21 protein-coding genes, 1 tRNA gene and 1 other RNA gene are annotated in these 22212 nt (G+C 69.7%); 5 read left to right on the top strand and 18 right to left on the bottom strand.

From position 1 onward, the window contains the following. Positions 1–20: 20 nt before the first annotated feature. The 3 genes from MRBLWO14_RS13730 to ffs form a co-directional block, all read right to left on the bottom strand. On the bottom strand, positions 21–596 hold the full coding sequence (locus MRBLWO14_RS13730; RefSeq protein WP_341933688.1) for a hypothetical protein: 576 nt from the start codon (positions 594–596) through the stop codon (positions 21–23). A gap of 101 nt (positions 597–697) precedes the next feature. Beyond that, a complete protein-coding gene (locus MRBLWO14_RS13725) occupies positions 698–1318 on the bottom strand; it encodes a rhomboid family intramembrane serine protease (RefSeq protein ID WP_341933687.1) in 621 nt (206 codons plus the stop codon). Between the two features lie 43 nt (positions 1319–1361). Continuing rightward, positions 1362–1458: signal recognition particle sRNA small type (ffs, locus tag MRBLWO14_RS13720), an RNA gene on the bottom strand. An 89-nt stretch (positions 1459–1547) separates the two neighbouring features. On the opposite strand from ffs, the gene MRBLWO14_RS13715 reads away from it, so the two are divergent. Genes MRBLWO14_RS13715 through MRBLWO14_RS13705 form a run of 3 tightly spaced genes read left to right on the top strand, consistent with a single transcriptional unit; the run spans position 1548 to position 5995 of the window. Continuing rightward, a complete protein-coding gene (locus MRBLWO14_RS13715) occupies positions 1548–2537 on the top strand; it encodes a MoxR family ATPase (protein ID WP_341933686.1) in 990 nt (329 codons plus the stop codon). A gap of 13 nt (positions 2538–2550) precedes the next feature. Further along, positions 2551–3765, top strand: coding sequence for a DUF58 domain-containing protein (locus MRBLWO14_RS13710; RefSeq protein ID WP_341936201.1), 1215 nt, complete (start codon positions 2551–2553; stop codon positions 3763–3765). Next, positions 3752–5995, top strand: coding sequence for a DUF3488 and transglutaminase-like domain-containing protein (locus MRBLWO14_RS13705; RefSeq protein ID WP_341933685.1), 2244 nt, complete (start codon positions 3752–3754; stop codon positions 5993–5995). Before MRBLWO14_RS13710 ends, MRBLWO14_RS13705 begins: the two co-directional genes overlap by 14 nt. Before the next feature lie 55 nt (positions 5996–6050). Here the strand turns inward: MRBLWO14_RS13705 and MRBLWO14_RS13700 are convergent, their stop codons facing one another. From MRBLWO14_RS13700 to MRBLWO14_RS13685, 4 genes are read right to left on the bottom strand one after another with little or no spacing between them, the layout of a single operon-like run. After that, a complete protein-coding gene (locus MRBLWO14_RS13700) occupies positions 6051–6941 on the bottom strand; it encodes a rhodanese-related sulfurtransferase (RefSeq protein WP_341933684.1) in 891 nt (296 codons plus the stop codon). A 33-nt stretch (positions 6942–6974) separates the two neighbouring features. Next, positions 6975–7709, bottom strand: a complete 735-nt coding sequence (locus MRBLWO14_RS13695; protein ID WP_341933683.1) for a hypothetical protein — start codon at positions 7707–7709, stop codon at positions 6975–6977. Next, the gene (locus MRBLWO14_RS13690) at positions 7706–8434 is read right to left on the bottom strand and encodes an ABC transporter permease (protein WP_341933682.1); all 729 of its coding nucleotides are present in this window, start codon (positions 8432–8434) and stop codon (positions 7706–7708) included. The genes MRBLWO14_RS13695 and MRBLWO14_RS13690 overlap by 4 nt, the downstream gene beginning before the upstream one ends. Further along, positions 8431–9147: an ATP-binding cassette domain-containing protein gene (locus MRBLWO14_RS13685; protein ID WP_341933681.1), complete on the bottom strand. Its 717-nt coding sequence runs from the start codon at positions 9145–9147 to the stop codon at positions 8431–8433. The genes MRBLWO14_RS13690 and MRBLWO14_RS13685 overlap by 4 nt, the downstream gene beginning before the upstream one ends. Positions 9148–9375: 228 nt before the next feature. Between MRBLWO14_RS13685 and MRBLWO14_RS13680 the strand changes: the two genes are divergently transcribed. Continuing rightward, positions 9376–9463: transfer RNA gene (locus tag MRBLWO14_RS13680), tRNA-Ser, on the top strand. A gap of 163 nt (positions 9464–9626) precedes the next feature. Here MRBLWO14_RS13680 and MRBLWO14_RS13675 read toward each other — a convergent pair. The 8 genes from MRBLWO14_RS13675 to MRBLWO14_RS13640 all read right to left on the bottom strand — a co-directional run bounded on the left by MRBLWO14_RS13675 (position 9627) and on the right by MRBLWO14_RS13640 (position 18576). Then, positions 9627–10229: a GNAT family N-acetyltransferase gene (locus MRBLWO14_RS13675; RefSeq protein WP_341933679.1), complete on the bottom strand. Its 603-nt coding sequence runs from the start codon at positions 10227–10229 to the stop codon at positions 9627–9629. Positions 10230–10261: 32 nt separating this feature from the next. Then, positions 10262–10891 carry a phosphatase PAP2 family protein gene (locus MRBLWO14_RS13670; RefSeq protein WP_341933678.1) on the bottom strand — a complete coding sequence of 210 codons (630 nt, stop codon included), beginning with the start codon at positions 10889–10891 and terminating at the stop codon, positions 10262–10264. 31 nt (positions 10892–10922) lie between these two features. Continuing rightward, positions 10923–12152, bottom strand: a complete 1230-nt coding sequence (locus tag MRBLWO14_RS13665; RefSeq protein ID WP_341936200.1) for a multidrug effflux MFS transporter — start codon at positions 12150–12152, stop codon at positions 10923–10925. 226 nt (positions 12153–12378) lie between these two features. Continuing rightward, complete coding sequence (locus tag MRBLWO14_RS13660) at positions 12379–13533, bottom strand: cystathionine gamma-synthase (protein WP_341933677.1); 1155 nt, start codon at positions 13531–13533, stop codon at positions 12379–12381. A gap of 53 nt (positions 13534–13586) precedes the next feature. Further along, positions 13587–14963, bottom strand: coding sequence for a cystathionine beta-synthase (locus MRBLWO14_RS13655; RefSeq protein ID WP_341933676.1), 1377 nt, complete (start codon positions 14961–14963; stop codon positions 13587–13589). An 87-nt stretch (positions 14964–15050) separates the two neighbouring features. Continuing rightward, entirely contained in the window at positions 15051–16013 is a 963-nt protein-coding gene (locus MRBLWO14_RS13650) for a carbohydrate ABC transporter permease (protein ID WP_341933675.1), read from the bottom strand. Beyond that, complete coding sequence (locus MRBLWO14_RS13645; protein ID WP_341933674.1) at positions 16013–17152, bottom strand: sugar ABC transporter permease; 1140 nt, start codon at positions 17150–17152, stop codon at positions 16013–16015. The genes MRBLWO14_RS13650 and MRBLWO14_RS13645 overlap by 1 nt, the downstream gene beginning before the upstream one ends. A gap of 104 nt (positions 17153–17256) precedes the next feature. Continuing rightward, on the bottom strand, positions 17257–18576 hold the full coding sequence (locus MRBLWO14_RS13640; RefSeq protein ID WP_341933673.1) for an ABC transporter substrate-binding protein: 1320 nt from the start codon (positions 18574–18576) through the stop codon (positions 17257–17259). Positions 18577–18851: 275 nt separating this feature from the next. On the opposite strand from MRBLWO14_RS13640, the gene MRBLWO14_RS13635 reads away from it, so the two are divergent. Further along, positions 18852–19856: a LacI family DNA-binding transcriptional regulator gene (locus MRBLWO14_RS13635; protein ID WP_341933672.1), complete on the top strand. Its 1005-nt coding sequence runs from the start codon at positions 18852–18854 to the stop codon at positions 19854–19856. Between the two features lie 111 nt (positions 19857–19967). On the opposite strand, the gene rplL is transcribed toward MRBLWO14_RS13635, so the two are convergent. The 3 genes from rplL to MRBLWO14_RS13620 all read right to left on the bottom strand — a co-directional run bounded on the left by rplL (position 19968) and on the right by MRBLWO14_RS13620 (position 22206). Beyond that, positions 19968–20348: a 50S ribosomal protein L7/L12 gene (gene rplL / locus MRBLWO14_RS13630; RefSeq protein WP_096715155.1), complete on the bottom strand. Its 381-nt coding sequence runs from the start codon at positions 20346–20348 to the stop codon at positions 19968–19970. 48 nt (positions 20349–20396) lie between these two features. After that, positions 20397–20885 (bottom strand): 50S ribosomal protein L10, encoded by a 489-nt coding sequence (rplJ, locus tag MRBLWO14_RS13625; protein WP_067121242.1) that lies wholly within the window; start codon positions 20883–20885, stop codon positions 20397–20399. A 340-nt stretch (positions 20886–21225) separates the two neighbouring features. Continuing rightward, a complete protein-coding gene (locus tag MRBLWO14_RS13620) occupies positions 21226–22206 on the bottom strand; it encodes a hypothetical protein (protein ID WP_341933671.1) in 981 nt (326 codons plus the stop codon). Positions 22207–22212 lie beyond the last annotated feature (6 nt).

Below are 22212 nucleotides of genomic sequence, written 5' to 3'. Positions count from 1 at the left end.
GAGCCTGGATGCGCGGCGGATCAGCAGGGCTGCGACATCGCGTCGACGACCGCGACGGCATCCTCGGTGTAACGCGTGTAGTACGTCGGGTCGAGGTTGACCTGCACGCGGTGGATGGCCAGCGAGCGGTCCATCGACTGCCAGTCGGGCACGCGGGCGAGACGCTGGTAGAAGAGCGTCGCGGCGGTCGCCGGGTCCATGCGCTGCTCGACGCTGCCCCACCACTCCTGCTGCTGGAAGAGCCCGATGCTCGTGGTCCTGCTGCCGTCGGGGTTCGTGAACCCGCTCGTCTCCCAGTCGCCGTAGTCGATGTTGTGCAGGCTGCTCTCGCCCATCGCGGTCATGACGCCGAGCACCTGGCCGTCGCGGCCGAAGCCGAGCGCGGTGGCCGTCTGCATGATGGTCGCGGCGTTCTCCAGCTGCTCCCCCTCCCAACCGGCGATGCCCGCCTCGGGGTAGGTGCTCGGATCTCCGAGGCAGATCGCGAGGGGCTTCTCCTGCGCGAGGCCGAGCGGGATGAGGATCGCGGCGAGCGCGACGGCCACGACGCCCGCTGCCGACAGGGCGATCCGTCGGAGGAGGCGCCTGCGCTGCATCCTGCGCTGTGCGCGGCGACGCGGGGTCGGTCGACGTCGCGCACGGGGGCGCCGGCGCTGCGTCGCTGCCCGGCGTGCTCGCGTGCGACGCGCTGTCGACGTCATGGCCGCCCGCGTCCGCCGCTCGCGCTGCGTCCGATGAACGCGGCGAGCCCTCCGCCGATCGCGCCGAACAGGTGCGCCTGCCAGGAGATGCCCTCGCGCACGCCCACCACGCCGGCGAGCATCGATCCGCCGTAGAGCGCGATGACGATGACGGCGATGACGGCGTAGAGGATGCGGTGCGACACCCGTCCCGGCGCGAACACCCGCAGCACGGTGTAGCCGAAGTACCCGAACACGAGTCCGGAGGCGCCGACGGTCAGCGTCCCCGGCGCATTCAGCAGCCACGTACCCGCTCCCCCGATGACGGCGGCGAAGGCCGTGACCGCCCAGAACCGGCGGGCGCCCTCGACCGCGACGAGGCAGCCGAGCACGACGAACGGCACCGAGTTCGCGATGAGGTGCTGCCAGTTCGCGTGCAGCAGCGGTCCGACGAACACTCCGGGCAGACCCGACGGGTCCCACGAGCGCAGGCCGAAACCGGTGAACGACCCGGGGAGCACGGCGTCCGCGAACTGCACGAGCCACATGGCGGCCAGGAGGAGGATCGGCGAGGCGAAGCGCCCCAGCGCACTGCGGCGCGGGGAATCGGCGGTGCTGATCACGTCTGACCTCGTCACGTCTCGATCCTGACAGGACTGGCCAGGAGGACGCTGACAAAAAGAAAGTGACCCTCCGCGCACCCAGCAGAGCCCGGTTACCCTTGCTGCGTTTCCGCCCTGGGGGAATTGGCCTGGATGCCGCCACGCGGAGAGCCGTGCACAAGTCTAACCGATGCGGAGCCGCTCCCCAGCCGCGCGGGTTACGATCGGTTCACGCGCACCGCAGCGCCCACGCGAGAGGGAACGCATGCCAGACAATCCGCCCCCGAGCCCGACGGTCATCGACGCCCAGGAATTCGCCGCGCAGACTTCCGCCATCGTCGGCTCGATCGGTCGGGTCATCGACGGCAAGCCGGATGCCGTGCGCAGTGCGCTGGTCTGCCTCCTGGCCGAGGGCCACCTGCTGATCGAGGACGTGCCGGGCGTCGGCAAGACCATGCTCGCCAGGGCGCTGGCGGCGAGCGTCGACGCCACGGTGCGGCGCATCCAGTTCACGCCCGATCTGCTGCCGGGCGATGTCACGGGGGTCAGCGTGTACAACCCCGTCGACCGGGAGTTCGAGTTCAAGCGCGGCGCGGTGTTCGCGAACATCGTGATCGCCGATGAGATCAACCGCTCCTCGCCGAAGACCCAGTCGGCGCTGCTGGAGGCCATGGAGGAGGGTCAGGTCACGGTCGACGGCTCGACGCATCTGCTCCCCGATCCGTTCCTCGTCGTCGCCACCCAGAACCCTCTCGAGATGGAGGGCACCTACGCACTGCCCGAGGCGCAGCGCGACCGCTTCATGATGCGCATCTCGATGGGGTACCCAGATGCCGCGGCCGAGGCCGAGATGCTGCGGCAGCGCGACACGGTCAATCCGCTCGCGTCCGTGACGGCCGTGGCCGACGCCGCCTCGATCACCGCGCTCATCGCGTGGGCCCGCTCCGTGCATGTCGCCCCGGCGATCGAGGAGTACACGGTCGCTCTCGCGCAGGCCACCCGCGTCGATCCCAGCCTGCACCTGGGCGCCAGCCCGCGCGCCACGCTGCAGCTCATCAGGGCAGCGAAGGTGTGGGCGGCGCTCGACGGACGCGACTTCGTGATCCCCGATGACGTGACGGCGCTCCTGATCCCCGTGCTCGCCCACCGTCTGCTCCCCGCGCGCGGCGCGCACCGCGCCGGCGCGCAGCCCGTCGAAGCGGCGCTGCGGCAGATCGCCGATCGCGTGCGCGTGCCCGTGGCCGTGCGCTCCTGACCCGGACTCCGTGATGCCCCGCCGCCGGATGCTGACGCTGCGAGGCACGGGTGCGCTCCTCGCCGGCCTCGGCTGCATCGTGGCGGCGAATCTCGTGGGTGCCGCGATCCTGCTCTACATCGGAATCCTGCTGCTCGCGCTGACGGGGTTCGCGCTGCTCGCCGTGCGCGCTCCCCGTCGCTCTGGCGCGGTCACCCGGCAGGTGTCGACCGACCTGATCACGGTGTCGGAGACGTCGCGCGTGACCCTGCGTTTCGCCCTCCGCGCGCTGCGTGTGCCGCGCGGCCTGTGGCGGGACGAGCTGCCCGACGCGGTGTCGGGTGATGCGGCCGGCGAGTATCCACCGGAGACCGGGCAACTGACCTACCTGCTCACGGGGGTGCGCCGCGGAGTGTGGCCGATCGGACCGCTCGTGCTGCGCACGGTCGATCCTTTCGGACTCGCCCAGCGCGAGCAGGCCTTCGGCGAGACCCGCACGGTCACCGTCGTGCCCGAGGTGTTCACCCTGTCGCCGCTCACCGTGAAGGTCGGCGCGGCAGGGGGCACCGCGCAGACCTCGTCGAGCCGGCTCGGCCAGGGCAGCGACAACCTCTCCCCGCGCCGCTACATCCCCGGCGACTCGATGCGGCGCATCCACTGGCGGGCGACCGCGCACCGCGGCCAGCTCATGGTGCGGCAGGAAGAGGAGGAGTCGAGCCCCGACGCGCTCGTCGTCCTCGATCGGAGCGCAGCGCGCTGGCGGAAGGCCGACGACGCGGCCGATCCGGCCTTCGAGGCGGCGGTGTCGCTGTGCGCCTCGGCCGCCGTGCACCTCATGCACGAGGGGTACGGCGTCGACGTGATCGACAGCGCCGGTGCGCTGCTCGGCACGCTGCGCGGTCACGAGGACGACCGCGACGGCCTCTTGGTCGCGCTGGCTCTCGTCACTCCCCGCGGCGAGGCGCGCGACCTGGCGGCGCTGGTGGGCGGCACGCCTCCCGGCCCGCTCGTCTACATCACCGGCGAGATCGACGAGGAGGATGCCGCGCTGCTCCGCCCGGCCGGAGCCGCCGCGCCGATGCTCTTCGCCACGACCCCGCTCGAGGGGGCGGCCGCCGCGGCCGCCCAGCACGGCTGGCGCGTGGCCACCCTCGGCGACGACATCGCCGAGGCCTGGGAAGACGCACTGCCCGACCGCCTCAGCGGCGCGCCCGTCGAGCCGGAGAGGTCGTCCGATGCCTCGCGCTGAGCGTCGTCGGGCTCCCGCCTGGCACCGCGACCGGGAGCTCCCCCGGAGCGCCGTCGCGTCGTCGGTGCTCGCCGCCGCCGCAGGCCTCGTGGCGATGTGGCCGTTCACGTCCGTCATCCGTCCCGGAGCCTGGTCGGCCACGGTGCTCGTCGTCATCGTGCTGACCGCCCTCACGGGGATCATCGCGCGTACGCTCCTGAAGCACCGGCCTGCGTGGGTGCGCGACCTCGTCACCCTCGCCGCGCAGCTCGTGGTGGCGATCGCCGCGCTCACCCGGCTCGTCGCGGGCGAGACCGCGGTGTTCGGGCTCGTCCCCACCGACGCGACGATCCTCACCTTCCGAACCCTCGCCGCCGCCGCGGGCGAGGAGATCGTCTTCGGCGCTGCTCCGCTCGATCCCTCGCCCGGTCTGCAGGCCGTGATGGGGCTCGGGTTCGCCGTCGTCGCGATCCTGCTCGACCAGCTCGTGGCGCAGCGCGGCGCGATCATCGCGTTCCTGCTGACCGCCGCGATCGGTGCCATGCCGATGATCGTCACGGTGAGCGGCGCGGACGTCGTGTGGTTCGTCATGCTCGGCATCCTGCTGCTCCTGCTGCTGCGGTACACCGCCGCACAGCATCCGAAATCGCCGCGCCGCACGTCGACCGCCGTCGCGGCGGGCGTGGGCGTCGCGGCGCTCGCTGCCACCGTGATCGTGGCCCCCGTGCTGCCCGTGTCGACGGCACTGGCCGGCACCGGGACGGGCGTCACGGTCGATGCCTCCCTGCGCCTGGGCGACGACCTGCGCCAGCCGAATCCGGTCGAGGTGCTCACGCTCTCGACCACGGCCGATACTGCCCCGTATCTGCGTCTGACGACCCTGTCGCACTTCGACGGCCGCGTGTGGGAACCGGATCGGGGCGGCTTCGAGCCCCAGGATGAGGGGTTCGGACCCGACGAGTGGAGCCCCGAGATCGCGGTCGAGGAGCAGAGCACGTCGATCAGGGTCCTCCGCGTGTCGAGTTCGTGGCTGCCGGTGCCGTACCCGGCGACCGAGCTGGAGGGCGTGCCGTCGTCCTGGCGGGTGAGTCAGGAGAACCGCACCGTGGCCTCCCGGAACGCCGACGCGGTCGGCAACGACTACACGGTCCGGTCACTCGAGGTCGACCCCACCCTCGAGCAGATCAGGGCGACACCGGCCGCTCCCCTCGTCGTCGACCCCGATGAGGATGCCGTCGAGCTGCCCGCCGTGATCGGCGAGACCGCCGACGAGGTGACCGCGGACGCGACCAACGACTACGACCGCCTCATCGCCCTGCAGTCCTGGTTCCGCAGCCAGTTCTCGTACTCGCTGGAGACGCCGGTGGAGGAGGGCTTCGACGGCACGGGCGCCGACGCGGTCGCGCAGTTCCTCGATGTGAAGTCCGGCTACTGCATCCACTTCGCCGGAGCGTTCGCGCTCATGGCGGAGAGCCTCGACATGGAGGTGCGGATCGTCGTCGGCTACCTGCCCGGCGCGCTGACCACGACCCAGCGCGACGAGGATGCCGTCTACTCCGTGTCGAGCGATCAGTTGCACTCCTGGCCGGAGGTGCTGTTCCCGGGCATCGGGTGGGTGCCGTTCGAGCCGACGGCCTCGCTCGGCATCCCCACGGCGTTCGCCGCCGGGTCCACGTCGGGCGGGGGCAGCACCGGAACGACGCCGGGCGCCCCGTCGGCCGCGCCCGAGGCGCCGCAGACCACGGGTCCCGAGGTCGAGCGTCCGGACGCGGGGGACAACGCGGGCGCCACGGGTCAGCTCGATCGACTCGACCCGACGCCCGTGCTCCTGACGACGGTCGGCGTTCTGGTGGTGGTGCTGCTCCCGGCGCTCGTGCGCCTCTCCCTCCGCACATCACGGCGCACGCGCGCGCGTCGCGGCGACGCCGGCGCGGCGTGGGGCGAGCTGAGGGCGACGATGCTCGACCTCGGCATCGCGGTCTCGGATGCCGAGTCGCCGCGCATGCGGGCCGCCGACCTCGTGCGGGACAAGCGGGTCGAGACTCACGATGTGCGAGTGCTCACGGACGCCGTCGAGCGGGCGAGCTACGCGCGCCCCTCGGCGGAGAGGGCGGGTGCCGTCGACGACGCGCTCGGCCGGGTGCTCGCCGATCTGCGACGCAGCGTGTCCCGCCCGGCCCGCGTGCGGGCGTTCCTGCTCCCCCGGTCGCTCTTCGCGACGCGCGGAGCCGACGCGCCGCTGCTCGTCTGACGTCTTCGTGACCGCGACGCAGCGCAGCGCGGTGGGCCCTGCGTCGGCCGGAGAGTCAGGCGGCGTGCGCCGGGCAGCGGACGGCGTCGCACGCCTCGCACACCACGAACTGGGTGCGGCAGGAGGGATCGGGGCAGTTGGCGGTGCGCTTGGTCGCGGCACCGCATCCTTCGCAGACGCCGATCACGGCCGCGTGATCGGAGAAGTCGACCGATCCGCGCTTGTCGAACACGTAGAGCGAGCCGTCCCAGAGGCCGTCGTCGCCGTACTTCTCGCCGTAGCGGACGATGCCGCCCTCGAGCTGGTACACCTCGCCGAAGCCGCGCGACGTCATCAGGCTGGAGAGCACCTCGCAGCGGATCCCGCCGGTGCAGTACGTGACGATCGGCTTGCCCTTGAGATCGTCGTAGGCGCCGGAGTCGAGCAGCTGCACGAAGTCCCGAGTCGTGTCGGTGTCGGGCACCACCGCACCGCGGAACCGGCCGATCTGCGCCTCGAGCGCGTTGCGGCCGTCGAAGAACACGACGTCGTCGCCGCGTTCCTCCACCAGCTCGTGCAGGTCCTCCGGGCTCAAGCGCGCGCCGCCTCCGACGACGCCGTGCTCGTCGACGCGGAGCTCTCCCGGCGCACCGAACGAGACGATCTCGTCGCGCACCTTCACGCTGAGCTTCGGGAAATCGAGGCTGCGGCCTTCGGCGTCGACGCCGGTGCCCTCGCTCCACTTGAGGTCGACGTCACGGAACGGCGCGTAGGAACGGAAAGACCTCGCCCACCGCTTCAGCACGGGCAGGTCGCCGCCGAGGGTGCCGTTGATGCCGTCCTTCGAGATGATCAGCCGTCCGCGCAGGCCCAGCGCCTCTCCGAGATCGCGCTGCCACACACGGATCGCCTCGGGGTCCGCGAGCGGGGTGAACACGTAGAAGAGCACGATCTTGGGGGTTGCCACCCAGCGATTTTACGGGCCGTGGCTGCGCGCGGGTCACCGCACGTCGCGTCGCATGAACACGAGGGAGGAGGCGAGCAGCATCACGGCCACCCAGCTCGCGCCGACCACGGCAGCGAGCGATGCGTCCAGGGCGCTGCCCCGCCCGATCCCGACGGCTGTGACGTCGAACCGGAGAGCCTCGAGCAACGCGACCAGCGGCAGGTAGACGGCGCCGTCCGGCCAGAGCATCGCGACCAGGAGAGCACCCCCGAGCGACATCGGCGCGAGGAACAGCGCCAGCAGGTGCACCCGCACCACGACGCCCAGACCCAAGCCCCACAGTGCGGCCGCGGCGCCGAGAGCGAGGGCGGAAGCAACCGCCCCACCGTCGACGGACGCCCCGGCCCCCGAGACAGCCAGTGCCAGATGACCCCCGCCGAGCGCCGCCGCCGCCACGATCGCGCCGCCGACCGCCGACGCGGGCATCCTGGCCAGCAGGGTCGGCCACCGCCGCTGCAGCATCAGCCTCTGGGCGACGACCCCGTCGCGTCGGTCGACGGTGTAGCGGAACGAGCCGTACGCAGCGGCGAGGATGCTTCCGTAAGTCGCCAGCACGGCACCGAACGGTGCGGCCAGGGCCGCGCGGAGTTCAGCGGGTGCGTCGGCGAACTCAGGAGGGATGATCGTGACCAGCGACAGCGACATCCCGAACGCCGCCACGGCCGCCCAGAGCAGGACGATGTCGCCCGCGGCGCTGCGCGCCTGGGCACGCAGGGCCCGCCCGATCACACGAGGCTCCGTCGACCTCGGATCCACGCGACCGCGATCAGCCCGGCCGTCCAGACGAGGGCGGCGCTCAGAGCCGGACCGAAGGCGAGCAGACGGTACTCGTGGCCGGGAACACCGAGTGCGACGAGGACGAGGGCCGGCGAGAACCTGGCGATCTCGGGCATCGCGCGCAGCAGCGCGAAGTCGAGGGCCATCGGCAGCACCAGGATGACGGCGGCCGCCACGTAGTAGTTCCTTGCGATCCAGCCGACCGCTCCGCCGCAGAGCGCGCCGAGAACCGCCCCGAGCAGCGCGCCGGCGTACAGCCGCGCCGTATCGGGGGTGAGGGCGAGCGACAGCCCGCTCTGCGTGAGCGCGGCGGAGACGGCGACCGTCCAGACCAGGTCGAGCAGCACGGAGAGGGCGAGCGAGACGAGCGCTCCGCTGATCAGCTTTCCCGCGAACGCCCGCGGGAAGGCTACGCCGGCGAGGGTCCTGTCCATCGACGCGTAGTACGTCTCCCGAGTCACACCGTAGGCGCTGACGAACGCCGCCGAGACCGCCGACCAGGCGAGCGGCTCGAGCAGCCGTGCCGTGGCCGTAGGGCCGTCGAGTCCCGTGAGATCGAGCCTCTCGCCGTGCGAGACGAGCACGAACACGGGCAGGAGCAGGGCGATCAGGGCGACCGCGAGCATGGAGAACCCGCTCACGGAGCGCAGCATCTCGCTACGGACGACGCCGTTCATGTCTGTGTTCCTTCCACGAGGTCGAAGTACTTGCTCTCCAGCGACTCCGCGTCGCTCGTGACGAGATCCTGCAGACGACCCGCGAAGAGGACCCGTCGCTTGATGACGATCACCTGATCGACGACCTGCTCGAGCTCGGCGAGCTGGTGACTGGCGACCAGCACGGTCCCGCCACGCTCGGCGAAACGACGGAGGAACCCGCGCAGCCAGCGGATGCCGTCGGGATCGAGTCCGTTCGCCGGCTCGTCCAGGATCAGCGTTCGGGGCGAGCCGATCAGGGCCGCAGCCAGTCCGAGCCGCTGTGCCATGCCGGTAGAGAAGGTCTTCACCCGGCGGCGGGCGTCGTCCGTGAGCCCGACCTCGTCGAGGACCTCGTCGACGCGACCTCGGGGCGCTCCGGCCGCGAGGCGGGAGATCTCGAGGTGACGACGAGCGGTGATCGCCCCTTCGAAGCCGAAGCCGTCCATGTGGACGCCCACATGAACGGCCGGGTTCTCGAGTGCCGCGAACGGACGACCGTCGATGAGCGCATCGCCGCTCGTCGGGGCGAGCAGGCCGACGATCGTGCGCAACGTCGTGGACTTGCCCGCGCCGTTGGGCCCCAGCAGACCGACGATCGACCCGTGCGGCACGGCGAACGAGAGGTCGTCGACCGCGAGCCTCCCGCCGAAGCGCTTCGTGACTCCCCTGACCTCGATCGCATGCTTGTGCATTCCGGTCCTTTCCCGGACATCACTCCGAGGGATAGTGGCGACATCGCTTTCTCGCGGGATGCCGTCCTCGCATGAAGTCGCGAAGCCGTTCGACGCTACGAAGAAGCCCGCAGAGTGGCAATATTCTTCGACACGGCGCGAACGAGGCGAGCGCCGTGGCTCCCCACCCGGCAGCGGCCTGGTCGTGGGCTCGTCATCCAATCGGATAGACTGTTCAGGTTGTTCCCTGGTGACGTGTCCGAGCGGCCGAAGGAGCACGCTTGGAAAGCGTGTGTTGTGCAAGCAACCGCGGGTTCGAATCCCGCCGTCACCGCCAGACGATGAAAGGGCCTCACGAAGTGGGGCCCTTTTGTCGTCTCTCGAGCACTGGGGGATTCGGGGAGCCCTGAGCGCAGCGAAGAGCGGAGTCCCGCCGTCACCGCCAGACGATGAAAGGGCCTCACGAAGTGGGGCCCTTTCATCGTCTCCGCCAGAGGCGCTTATCGCGGGAACGTCACGCCGTAGCTCTGACCGCCCGGTTCGGCGGGCAGCGGCGTCATGCCGAGGCGCTCGTAGAAAGCGGCGGCACCGAGGTTCTTGGGGTCCATACCGAGGTGCAGGGCGGGGACTCCACGGCGGGTGAGCTCGGCGAACAGCGTCTCGATGAGTCGCCGGCCGAGGCCCTGGCCCTGCGTCTCGGGCAGCAGGTCGATGTGCAGGTGCGCGGGGTAGTCGCCGGCCAGCGCGTTGGTGCCCGGAGCCTGCCGGTACCCGTACTCGACCATCTTCTCCTCGCGGGTCGAGGGGTCGGCCGCACGCGGGTACTTGGTCGTCAGCGCCGGCCACCACTCGTCGCGGAACCAGGTCTGGAACGCCTCGGTGTCGTCGGTCGCGACGATGTAGCCGATCACCCGCTCGTCATCGGATTCGACGACCCATGCGAGATCGGGGTGCCGCTCGGCATACGGTGCGGCGAAGAGGTCGCCCCACAGCTCGTCGTCCGAGAAGATGCCGGTCGCATCCTTCCCGGCATCCGCGGTCTTCACGCACACCTCGTACAGGGCGGCGCGATCGGAGGGGCGATACGGGCGGATGCGGGACACGACGACTCCTCGATGAGTGCTGGGGGACGTGGTCAGCCTATCCGGCTGGGGATGCGCTTCGACGTCGTGCGCGCCCACGGCAGCATGATGGCGGCGACGAGCAGCACGGCGCTGGAGCCGACGAGCGCTCCGCCGACCGTATCGGTCGCCCAGTGCACCGAGAGCAGCGTGCGCGACAGGGCCATGGCGACGATCCAGAGGGCGCCGACGATCGCGACCCACAGCCGCGGGAAGAGCAGGTAGAGCACGATGGCGATCGTCGCGGCGTTGGCGGTGTGACCCGAGGGGAACGACCCGAAGTCGCTCACCACGATCATGTCCTCCGGGCGGGCACGGCCGAACAGGTTCTTCAGCAGCTGCACGAGGGCGGCACTCGCAAGGAACGCCACGGCCGCGAACACGGCGCCGCGCCAGCGTCGGGCGAGCAGGAGGGCGACGATCACGAGCAGCGGCACCGCGAGGATCGCCACCCATCCCCCGCCGATGTGGTCGAGCACGAGGGCACCCGTCAGCATCCAGTCGGCGCGGTTCTCGACGATCTCGCTGTTCCACCAGCTGTCGAAGCCCGGGGGCTCGGTGTAGCCGAACACGATCACCGCTCCCAGGGCCGCCGCCGCCGCCAGCAACCCGATTCCCCACCACAGCAGCGTTCGTGATCTCATCGGACCATTCTGCCGGGTGAAGGCTGAAGGATCAGGGAGCGAGCATCCCGACGCTCCGGGGCCGCACGATGAGCCAGAGCGACAGGACGGCGATCGCAGCGCAACCGACCATGACGGATGCCATGGTCGTCGCGGTGATCCCCGCGCCCTTCGAGATCCACCCGACGATGGGCGAGATCAGTCCTGCGACGCCGAAGTTCGTGGCGCCGATGACGGATGCCGCGGTGCCGGCGGCCTTGCCGTGCCGGTCGAGCGCGAGCACCTGGACGTTCGGGAACGTGAAACCGCACGCCGTCATGAAGAAGAAGAGCGGCACGACGGTGCCCCAGAGCCCGAGGCCGAGCTGGTCGGTCACGATGATCGCCGCGCCCGCGAGCAGCAGCACCGCGGTCGAGTACGCCATCACCCACTGCGGCCCGAAGCGCGCGGCGAGTCGGGATGCCGTCTGCACCCCGAGCACGACTCCGAGCGAGTTCACGGCGAAGAGCAGACCGTACTGCTGCGCGTCGAGGCCGTGCGTCTGCTGGAAGAGGAACGGCGAGGCCGACAGGTAGGAGAAGAGCCCGGAGAAGGTCATGCCGCCGATGATCAGCACTCCGATGAACACGCGGTCGGAGAACACGGAACGGTAGCGCTGCAGGACGGTCGCTCCGCCCTTCTCCTGGCGCCGGGCGACGGGCAGTGTCTCGGGCACGAAGATGAGTGCCGAGACGAGCATGACGACGCCGTACAGCGCCAGCACGATGAAGATACCCTGCCACGGCATGAGGGTCAGCAGCCAGGAGCCGATGAGAGGTGCCGCGACGGGTGCCACGCCCGAGACCAGTGCGAGGCGGGAGAGCATCACGACGAGCCGGCGTCCGCCGAACAGGTCGCGCACGATCGCCATCGCGACGACGCCGCCCGCGGCAGCGCCCACGCCCATCAGCACGCGCGCGCCGCCCAGCAGCGGCAGCGTCGGCGCGAACGCGGCGGCGAAGCTCGCGAGCACGTGCAGCGCGGTCACGGCGATGAGCGGGATGCGGCGGCCGACCTTGTCGCTGAGCGGTCCGACGACGAGCTGGCCGAGCGCGAACCCGATCATCGTGCCGGTCAGGGTGAGCTGCACCGCCGCCGCGGTGGTCTGGAAGTCCTCTTCCAGCACCGGGAAGGCGGGCAGGTAGAGGTCGATGGTGAACGGGCCGAGCGCGGTCAGCGCACCGAGCAGCACGATGTACAGCGCCCGGCGGCCGTTCGAGATCGAGTCGCCGGGGTGCAGCATGATCGGCGCGGTGGCCGGGTTCGCGCCGAGCGTGCGGATCGCCCCGGTCGCGGAGGGCACGCGGATGCTCCCGGTCGCGGTGCGCTCGGGAGCAGGGGCGGTGGGGACGGAATCGGTGCGGGGCGCGTCAGACACAGGGGCTTTCCGGGGAGGGGGATGGTTCTCGAATCGATTCGAGCGAAGCATCCATGCTACTCCCTGTCGGCCGCGACCAGCCCGCCGACCGTCAGCGCGCGGTGCGGGAGAGCGCTTCGTCGAGGTCGGCGAGGAGGTCCGAGACGTCCTCGATGCCGACCGAGAGTCGCACGACGTTCTCGGGCACGGCGAGTTCCGTGCCGCGCACCGAGGCGTGCGTCATGTCCGGCGGGTAGCCGATCAGCGACTCGACCCCGCCCAGCGACTCCGCGAGCTGGAACAGCTCGGTCGACTCCGCGAAGGCCTTCGCGGCGGCCGGCCCGGCGGCGAGGCCGAGCGACAGCATCCCGCCGAATCCGCTCATCTGCCGAGCGGCGATGTCGTGTCCGGCGTGCGCGGCGAGCCCCGGGTAGTAGACCTCGGAGAACTCCGCACGCCCCGCCGCCCACTCGGCCACGGCCTGCGCGTTCTCGGAGTGCTGACGCATGCGCACCGCGAGGGTCTTGATGCCGCGGGTCGTGAGCCACGCGTCGAACGGCGCCGACACGGCGCCGACCGCGAACTGCTGGAACTTGACGTCGTCGACGAACCGGTCGTCGCCGAACACGACGGCGCCGCCGAGCACATCCGAGTGCCCGCCGAGGTACTTGGTGGTGGAGTGCACGACGAGGTCGGCGCCCAGGGCGAGCGGCTGCTGCAGCGCCGGCGAGGCGAAGGTGTTGTCCACGACCGCGATCGCCCCGGCGGCGTGCGCGATCTCGGCGATCACCGCGATGTCGACGATCTTCAGGAGCGGGTTGCTGGGTGTCTCGACCCAGATGATCCTCGTCTCGGGGCGGAGGCCGGCGCGCACCGCATCGAGGTCGGAGAGCTCGACGGTCGTCGTCTCGACGCCCCACTTCGACAGCACCTTGGTCAGCAGGCGATACGTGCCGCCGTACGCGTCGTTGCCGAGCAGCACATGATCGCCGGGAGAGAGGATGCCGCGCAGCAGCGCGTCCTCGGCCGCGAGGCCCGACGCGAAGGAGAGGGCGTGCGCGCCGCCCTCGAGCGCCGCGAGCTGCGTCTCGAGCGACGAGCGCGTGGGGTTGCCCGCGCGGTTGTACTCGTACCCTTCGCGGAAGCCGCCGATGCCGTCCTGCACATGCGTGGACGCCTGGTAGATCGGCGGGATGATCGATCCGGTGGTCGGATCGGGCTCCTGGCCCGCGTGGATGGCTCGGGTGGCGAAGGAGTGCTCGGACATGCCCTCAGCCTACGTCGGCGGTCGGGGTGCCGGCCGTCCCGTTACGCCCGGCGTCAGCGCGACAGGTACGACAGCAGATCTTGCCGCGTGAGCACGGTGTGCGGGCGTCCGCCCTCGGTGACGAGCAGCGCGTCGGCGTCGGCGAGCGCGGCGCGCGCCTGCGCTATGGGAGCGTGGATGCCGATGAGCGGCAGCCTCTCCCCGACGTGCTCGCCCACGGCATCCGTCGCCTTCGCCTCACCGCGGAAGAGCAGGTCGAGCAGGCCCTTCTCGTCGACGGTCCCGACGACTTCGCCCATCATCACGGGAGGCTCGGCGCTGAGCACGACGAGCTGCGACACCTCGTATTCGGTGAGCAGGCCGATGGCCTCGAGCACGGTGTCGGTGGGGTGCGCGTGCACGAGGTCGGGGATGCTCTCCCCCTGTCGCGTCGCGCGGGCCGCGAGCACATCGGCGACCGTCTCGCCCTCCTCGACGTCGCTGAACCCGTAGGAGCGCATCCATCCGTCGTTGAAGATCTTGCTCAGGTATCCGCGCCCGCCGTCGGGCAGCAGCACCACCATGACCGCCTCGGCCGGCAGCTCGCGGGCGACGCGCAGCGCACCGACGACCGCCATGCCGCTGGATCCGCCGACGAGGATTCCCTCCTCGCGGGCGAGGCGCCGGGTCATCGCGAAGGCCTCCGCGTCGTCGACCGCGACGATCTCGTGCGGCACGGACGGGTCGTACGCACCGGGCCAGATGTCCTCCCCCACCCCCTCGACGAGGTACGGGCGACCGGTGCCGCCGCTGTAGACGCTGCCTTCGGGGTCGACGCCGATGATGCGCACCCGGCCGTCGGAGACCTCGCGCAGGAACCGACCGGTGCCCGTGATCGTGCCGCCCGTGCCCACGCCTGCCACGAAGTGCGTGATCTCGCCGTCGGTGTCGCGCCAGATCTCCGGCCCCGTGGTCTCGTAGTGGCTGCGCGGGCCGTTCGGGTTCTCGTACTGGTTGGGCTTGAACGCCCCGGGGATCTCACGCGCCAATCGGTCGCTCACGCTGTAGTACGACTCCGGACTGTCGGCGGCGACCGAGGTGGGCGTCACGACGACCTCCGCGCCGTAGGCCCGCAGCACGTCGATCTTGTCCTCGCCGACCTTGTCCGGCACGACGAAGACGCACGAGTACCCGCGCTGCTGCGCGACGAGCGCGAGCCCCACTCCCGTGTTGCCGCTCGTGGGCTCGACGATCGTGCCGCCCGGCTTCAGCTCGCCCGAGGCCTCGGCCGCGTCGATGATCCGCGAGGCGATGCGATCCTTCGCCGACCCGCCGGGGTTCAGGTACTCGAGCTTCACCAGCACGGTGCACTCGATGCCCTCCGTGACGTGCTGGAGCTTCACGAGGGGCGTGTCGCCGACGAGGTCGACGATCGAGTCCGCATACTTCATGTCTTCAGGGTAGACGCGAGGATGCCGCGACCGGGGCTGTGTTGCACCCGGCCGCGGCATCCTGTCATCGGCTCTCCCGTCGGGGGGTCAGCCCTTCGTGGACCCCGCCAGCAGGCCTCGCACGAAGTAGCGCTGCAGGGCGAAGAACACGATCAGCGGGATGATGATCGACACGAAGGCACCGGCGGTGAGCAGGTACCAGTCGTTGCCCCGTGTTCCCGTGATCTCGGCCAGCAGCTTCGTGATCGGCGCCGCGGCGCCGTCGGCGAACACCAGTGCCACGAGCAGGTCGTTCCAGACCCAGAGGAACTGGAAGATCGCCACGGACGCGATCGCCGGCATCGTGAGCGGCAGCACCACGCGGAAGAAGATCTGCCCACGGGATGCGCCGTCGACGCGTGCGGCCTCGATGATCTCGCCCGGGATCTCCGACATGAAGTTGTGCAGCAGGTAGATCGCGAGCGGAAGCGCGAACATCGAGTGCGCGAACCACACCTGCGCGTAGCCCTGTGAGGCGTCGAGCGGCAGCGTGACCTGCAGGCCGAAGAGGTTGATGCCCCGCGAGAACGAGCTGAGCAGCGGCACCAGGGCCATCTGGATCGGCACGATCTGCAGCGCGAACACGAAGATGAACAGCGCGTTGCGCCCCTTGAAGTCGATCCACGCGAAGGCGTACGCCGCCATCGCCGCGATCATCAGAGGAATGATGGTCGCGGGGATCGTGATCGCGATCGAGTTGATGAACGACTCGAGGATCGTCAACTGCGTGGTGCCCGACTGCAGCACCTGCACGTAGTTGTCGAACGTCACCTGCGGGTTGGTGAAGAACTCCCACCATCCGCTGGACTGGATCTGATCGCGCGGACGGAACGACGAGATGAACAGCCCGAGCGTCGGGATCGTCCACAGCACGGCGATGACGATGGACCCGACCGACGCCCACGGGCGCGAGAGGCGCTTGCGCGCACGTCCCGCCGCTGCGTCGAATCCGCCGCCCGTCGTGATCGCGCGGGTGGAGGCCGGTGTCTCGGTCTTCAGGGTGTCGCTCATCATCGCACCTCCCGCTGCTTCTTGATCTGTCTGGCGTTGTAGATGACGATCGGCAGCACGAGGACGAAGAGGATGACCGACAGCGCCGCACTGCGACCGGCCTCGAACTTCGAGAACTGCGTGTACATCTCATTCGCCAGCACGGAGGTGCCGTAGTTTCCTGCGGTCATGGTGCGGACGATGTCGAACACCTTCAGCGAGGCGATGGAGATCGTCGTGAGCACGACGATGAGAGCCGGACGGATCGACGGCACGGTCACGGACCGGAACCGCTGCCACGCGTTCGCGCCGTCGAGCTCGGCCGCTTCCAGCAGCTCGGCCGGTACGCCCTTGATGGATGCCGAGAGCACGACCATCGCGAAACCGGTCTGCACCCAGATGAGCACGACGATGAGGAACAGGTTGTTCCACGGCTCGTTGAGCAGCCACTGCTGCGGCGTGCCGCCGAACCAGACGAGGATCTGGTTGAGCAGACCGATCTGCTTGAAGTCGCCGCCGCGGTACTCGTACATGAACCGCCAGATGATGCTCGCGCCGACGAACGAGATCGCCATCGGCATGAACACGAGCACCTTGTAGATCTTCTCGCCGCGGGTGCGGTCGATGAAGACGGCGTAGGCGAGGCCGACGATGGTCGACACGGTCGGCACGAGCAGCACCCAGATGATCGAGTTGACCACCGAGGTGATCCCGTCGGACTGGGTGAAGATCCAGGTGTAGTTCGCGAATCCGACGAAGTCCTTGCCCGACGAGTTCAGGAACGACGCGTACATGGTCTGGATCGACGGGAGGATGAGGCCGACGAGCAGCAGGAGCATCGCCGGGGCCATGAAGGCCACGAGCTGGATCAGGTAGCCCGCTCCGTCGCGGGATCGGTAGTCCAGGAAGAAGAACAGCGCCCCGACCAGCACGGCGACACCCATCGCCCAGTAGTAGGAGCTGAAGAAGAACATCACGGCGAGCGGGATGAGCAGGCACATCGCCAGCCGCACCCACGTGTAGATCGCCCCTCGGCGCGGAGCGACGTCCACGAGGAGGAGGATGACGGCCACGACCACCGCGAAGGCGATGACCACGACCACTGCTTGAAGGATCGGAGGCAGCGTCCCGATCCACTGGAAGAATGCTGTCGCGTTCACGGATTCCCCTTCATGACGCGTTGCGGATCAGCCCGCACGTCGATGTGCGGGCCACGGGATGAGAAGGAGGGCCGCCCCGGGAAGGGGCGGCCCTCCTCATCCGATCAGCTGGACGGCCAGCCGGTCTCGATCTGCGTGAGCACCTCGTCGGTCGAGGTGCCGTTGACCCAGGCCACGATCCCCTTCCAGAACGTGCCGGCGCCGACGGCACCGGGCATGAGGTCGCTCGCGTCGAAGCGGAACGTGGTGTCCGGGTCCTGGAGGATCTTGATGGTCTCCTGCAGGATCGGGTCCTTCGCGTTCGCCGGGTCGAGGCCGTTGTTGGCCGAGGTGACGCCGCCGAGGCTCACGCGGCTGTTGGCCCACTCGGGGCTCGACAGGTACGCGAGGACCTTCTGCGTCGCCTCCTTGTCGGTGAAGGCACCGACGATCTCACCGGCGCCGGTGACGGCCTTGTCGTCAGCGGACTCGCCCGGGAGCATGAACGCCCAGACGTCGCCGTCCTCGGCGATCTCGGTGCCCTCCGGGAAGAAGCCCGACAGGAACGAGGCCTGGTGCGTCAGCGCGCACGTGCCCTCGGCCAGCGCCGGAGCCACGTCGCCGAACGCGGTCGAGTTGATCGAGCGCACGTCGCCGAAGCCCGCGTTCACGTTCGACGGGTTGAGCAGGATCGAGCCCACCGAGTCGAAGGCGGTCTTGATCTGCGGGTCTGTGAACGGGATCTCGTTGGTCACCCACTGGTCATACACGTCGGGACCGGCCTGACGGAGCACGTAGTCCTCGACCCAGTCGGTGCCCGGCCATCCCGTGGCCGTGCCGGACTCGAAGCCGGCGCACCATGCGGGGGTTCCGGTCTTCGCCTGGATCGTGTCGGTGAGCGCCTGCATCTCGTCGAGGGTCGTCGGGACCTCGACGCCCCACTCGGCGAACTTCGCCGGCGAGTACCAGATCCAGCCCTTGACGTTCGCCATCAGAGGCGCGCCGTAGAAGGTGCCGTCGACGGTGCCGTAGTTGACCCAGTCCTCGGTCCAGTACTCGTTGGCGTTCTTCTCGACCTCTTCGGGCGCGGGCTTCAGGTAGTCGCGGTTCGCGAAGTCCGCGAACAGACCCGGCTGCGGGAAGATCGCGATGTCCGGCGGGTTGCCGCCCTGGGCGCGGGTGCCGAGCTGCGTCTCGAAGTCCTGGCTGCCCTCGTACTTGATGGTGATGTCGTTCTCCTCGGCCCAGTCCTTCCAGGACTCCTGGAGGAGTTCGGCCTCGGAGTCGACGATCGTGCCGTAGATCGTGACGGTGTTGTCTCCGCCGCCGTCGCCGCCGCTGCCGCCGCCCGGTGCGCCGGGAGCACCGCAGCCCGCGAGCGCGATGCCCGCGACACCCAGGAGGGCGATCGGCGCGTAACGCCGAGAACGCTGTGACAGACCCATGTGAATTCTCCTCTTCGAGTTTCACGGTCCCTCGGTGATCCACGCCGCCCCTCGGCGCGGATCGGGAACCGATTCCACGCCAACATACCGGCGTCTCACTTCCCGGCACAACACACGAGGATCACAAGCTTGCAACCATTCCGCGCACACGTGACGTCTCGATGGGAGCGCTCCCGCATCGATTGTGTGGAACCGGTTCCTTTCGGCGCCGCAACGGGCTACCATGTCATCCGCGCACGCTGACGTGCGCGGATGGCACGGGTCGAGGAGGACCGATGAGCACGATCGCGGACGTCGCGGCTCGTGCCGGTGTGTCCAAAGCCACGGCCAGCCGCGCTCTCACCGGTCGGGGCTACGTCTCCGAGGAGACGAGGCAGCGGGTGTCGGATGCCGCGGACGAGCTCGCCTACGTCGCCCACTCCTCCGCCACCAGCCTCGCCACCGGTCGCACGCAGACGGTCGGGGTCATCATGCCTCCCGTCGACCGCTGGTTCTTCGCGGAGCTGCTCGACGGCATCCAGGAGTCGCTGTTCGCCCTCGACTACGAACTGGCGCTGTACGGCATCCGCGAGGGCAGCGAGACCCGCGAGCGCCTCTTCGACACCGTGCTGCCCGGGCGCCGCTTCGACGGGATCATCGCCGTCGGCATCCAGCCCAGCGCGCAGGAGCTCGAGCGACTCCACCGGTCGGAGCGACCTCTCGTGAGCGTCGGGCCGTACAGCGAGGGGTCCAGCGCCGTATCGATCGACGACGTGGCCGCGGGGCGCATCGCGACGGAGCACCTCATCGACCTCGGTCACACCGACATCGCCTTCGTCGGCGGGTCGAACGACCCGGGGCGGCTGAGCTTCGGCGACGCCCGGCGCATCGACGGCTATCGCGAAGCGCTCACTGCCGCAGGGCTGGCCGACCGCGCACGCATCGCCGACTCGCCGCCAACGATGCCCGGGGGCTATGCGGCCGCCGTCGAACTGCTCGGCGACCGGCGTGCACGCCCCAGCGCCGTCGTGGGCGTCTGCGACGAAGCCGCGATCGGAGCCATGATCGCCGCCAGACGGCTCGGGATCGCGGTGCCGACCGAGCTCAGCATCGTCGGGATAGACGACCACCAGCACGCCGAGATGTTCGCCCTCACCACGATCAAGCAGTCGCCCCGCGAGCAGGGGCATGAAGCGGTACGGCTGCTGCAGCGCCAGATGGAGGAGCCCGATTCGCCGCTGGAGCGGTGCGTGACGGCATCCGTGCTCGTGGTGCGCAGCTCGACCGCCGCGCCACGCTGAACCGACCGCCGGGATCGCCGGAACCATCCGCAGACGCACGAAGGCCCCGGGGTGACCCGGGGCCTTCGCAGACGTTCGGGAGGAGGTGCGAGCACCTCGACCCGGACGGGATTACTTGAGGGTGACCGTCGCGCCGGCCTCTTCGAGAGTGGCCTTCGCCTTCTCGGCGGTCTCCTTGTTCGCGCCCTCGAGGACGGCCTTGGGAGCGCCGTCGACGACAGCCTTGGCCTCGCCGAGGCCGAGCGAGGTGAGCTCGCGGACGGCCTTGATGACCTGGATCTTCTTGTCGCCGGCAGCCTCGAGGATGACGTCGAAGGAGTCCTTCTCCTCGACCTCTTCCGCAGCACCAGCGCCACCGGCGCCGGCAACGGCGACGGGTGCAGCAGCGGTGACCTCGAACTTCTCCTCGAACGCCTTCACGAAGTCGTTGAGCTCGACGAGGGTCAGGCCAGCGAACTGCTCGAGCAGCTCCTCGGTGGAAAGCTTCGCCATGATGTATCTCCTAGATAGATGGGGTTGTTGTACGAGAACGTCGGACGCTTACGCGGCCTCGGCGGTCTCGAGCTTTTCGCGAAGCGCGTCGATGGTGGCGGCAGCCTTGCCCATCGTCGCCTTCATCATGCCCGCAGCCTTCGCCAGCAGAACCTCACGGCTCTCGAGCGAGGCGTACTTGTTGACCTCGTCGGCGGTGAGGGCGTTGCCCTCGAAGATGCCGGCCTTGATCACGAGAAGCGGGTTGGCCTTGGCGAAGTCACGAAGAGCCTTGGCAGTGGCGACGAAGTCACCGTGCACGAACGCGACGGCCGACGGACCCTTGAGGTCGTCGTCCAGTGCGGTGATGCCGGCCTTGTTGGCGGCGATCTTGGTCAGCGTGTTCTTCACCACGGCGTACTCAGCGTCCTGACGGATGCTGTTGCGCAGCTCCTTGAGCTGGGCAACCGTCAGACCGCGGTACTCGGTCAGCAGAACGGCAGTCGAGTCCTCGAATGACTTCGTGAGCTCGGCGACCGATGCATCCTTCTGCGCCATGGTCACTCCTTGGTGTGTACGAGGCGCCTCACGGCGGTGAGGCGCCGACCTCGACCGCATGCAACAGAAAAGCTCCGGCGCAAGCGCACGGAGCTTCGGAGAGTTCGTGTCCTGCGCGGGCCCCTGCTGAGCAGAGCTTCGATCGTTCGTGTTCGCACACGCACGATGACCAGCGGTCTTCGGTTGCCCCCACTCTACCTCACGCGCGCTCCCCGCCCAAATCCCGCATCCCCCTCCCCTCCTCTCCCCCTGACGTCGAGACCCACCACGCGCGTCGAGACCCACCACCAGAGACGTCGCGCCCGGTGGGTCTCGACGCGGATGCTGGGCTTCGGTGCGCTCATCGAGGCCGGATGCCGAAGGCGGCCAGCCTCGCGCCGAGAGCGTCCTCGCTGCGGATGTGCTCCGACCCCCATCGAACGATGCGCCATCCCGTCACGCCGCGGACTTCGTCCTCACGACGCTTCTCGGCGATCACGACGTCGTCGATGCTCCTGTCCCCGCGCATCTCCGGCGACACGTACTTGCCGAGGCCGTCGAACTCGCCGAAAGCGCGTGCCTGCGGAAAGCCGAAGTCCAGCCAGAAGTCGCGGCCATCGGATGAGGTGACATGCGGCTGAAGCTCGATGTCGCGGAAGCCGAGACGGTGCAGCAGCAGCCGGCTGACGCTCTCGCCGGGGAGCTGCGCCCGACCGTCCGCGAACGCCACCACCCGTCGCGCCTGACGGATGCCGCGATTCGACGACCGGCTCATCCGACGATCGAGCCGCTCCCTCCATGCCGCAGCGACGGATTCGTCCTGCCGGTGCCCCACCACAGCGATGCGGCGGAGCGCGGCATCCGCACTCGCCACTGCCGCTTCGGGGTGCAGAGTTCTCGCGAGGTCGACGACCGTTCGTTCCAGGGAGGTGCAGGCGATCCCGGCGACCTCGGTCAGATCGTCCTCGCCGAGCGCAAGGGAGTGACGGGCGACCCCGGACCGCCGACGGCTGTGACTCGTCGGGGCTGTGAGTGTGTGCACGGCCGAGGGCTGCGTCCGGTACAGCGGCAAGCCGTGCAGCACCGCCGCGGACTCGAGACAGAAAGGCGGCGCCGCGTACGTGGCCTCGCGCCGCACGGCCACGACCTCGAGCAGGTGACGCCCCTCGCGCCAGAGGTCGGCCCAGTCATCCCCCGCGACGTACCACCCGCGACGCACCCTGATCAGTGCACCGGACTGCACGGCGGCGGCGATGTCTCGCTCGGTCATGCCGCGTTCCATGAGCCCGGATCGAGCCCTGAGCATCCGCTCGGCGGACGGGACGGTGAGTTCGCGCGGCATCCCGAC

It is taken from the genome of Microbacterium sp. LWO14-1.2 (assembly GCF_038397715.1).
Classification (GTDB): Bacteria; Actinomycetota; Actinomycetes; order Actinomycetales; family Microbacteriaceae; genus Microbacterium.
This window is presented reverse-complemented; position numbering and strand designations above follow the sequence as displayed.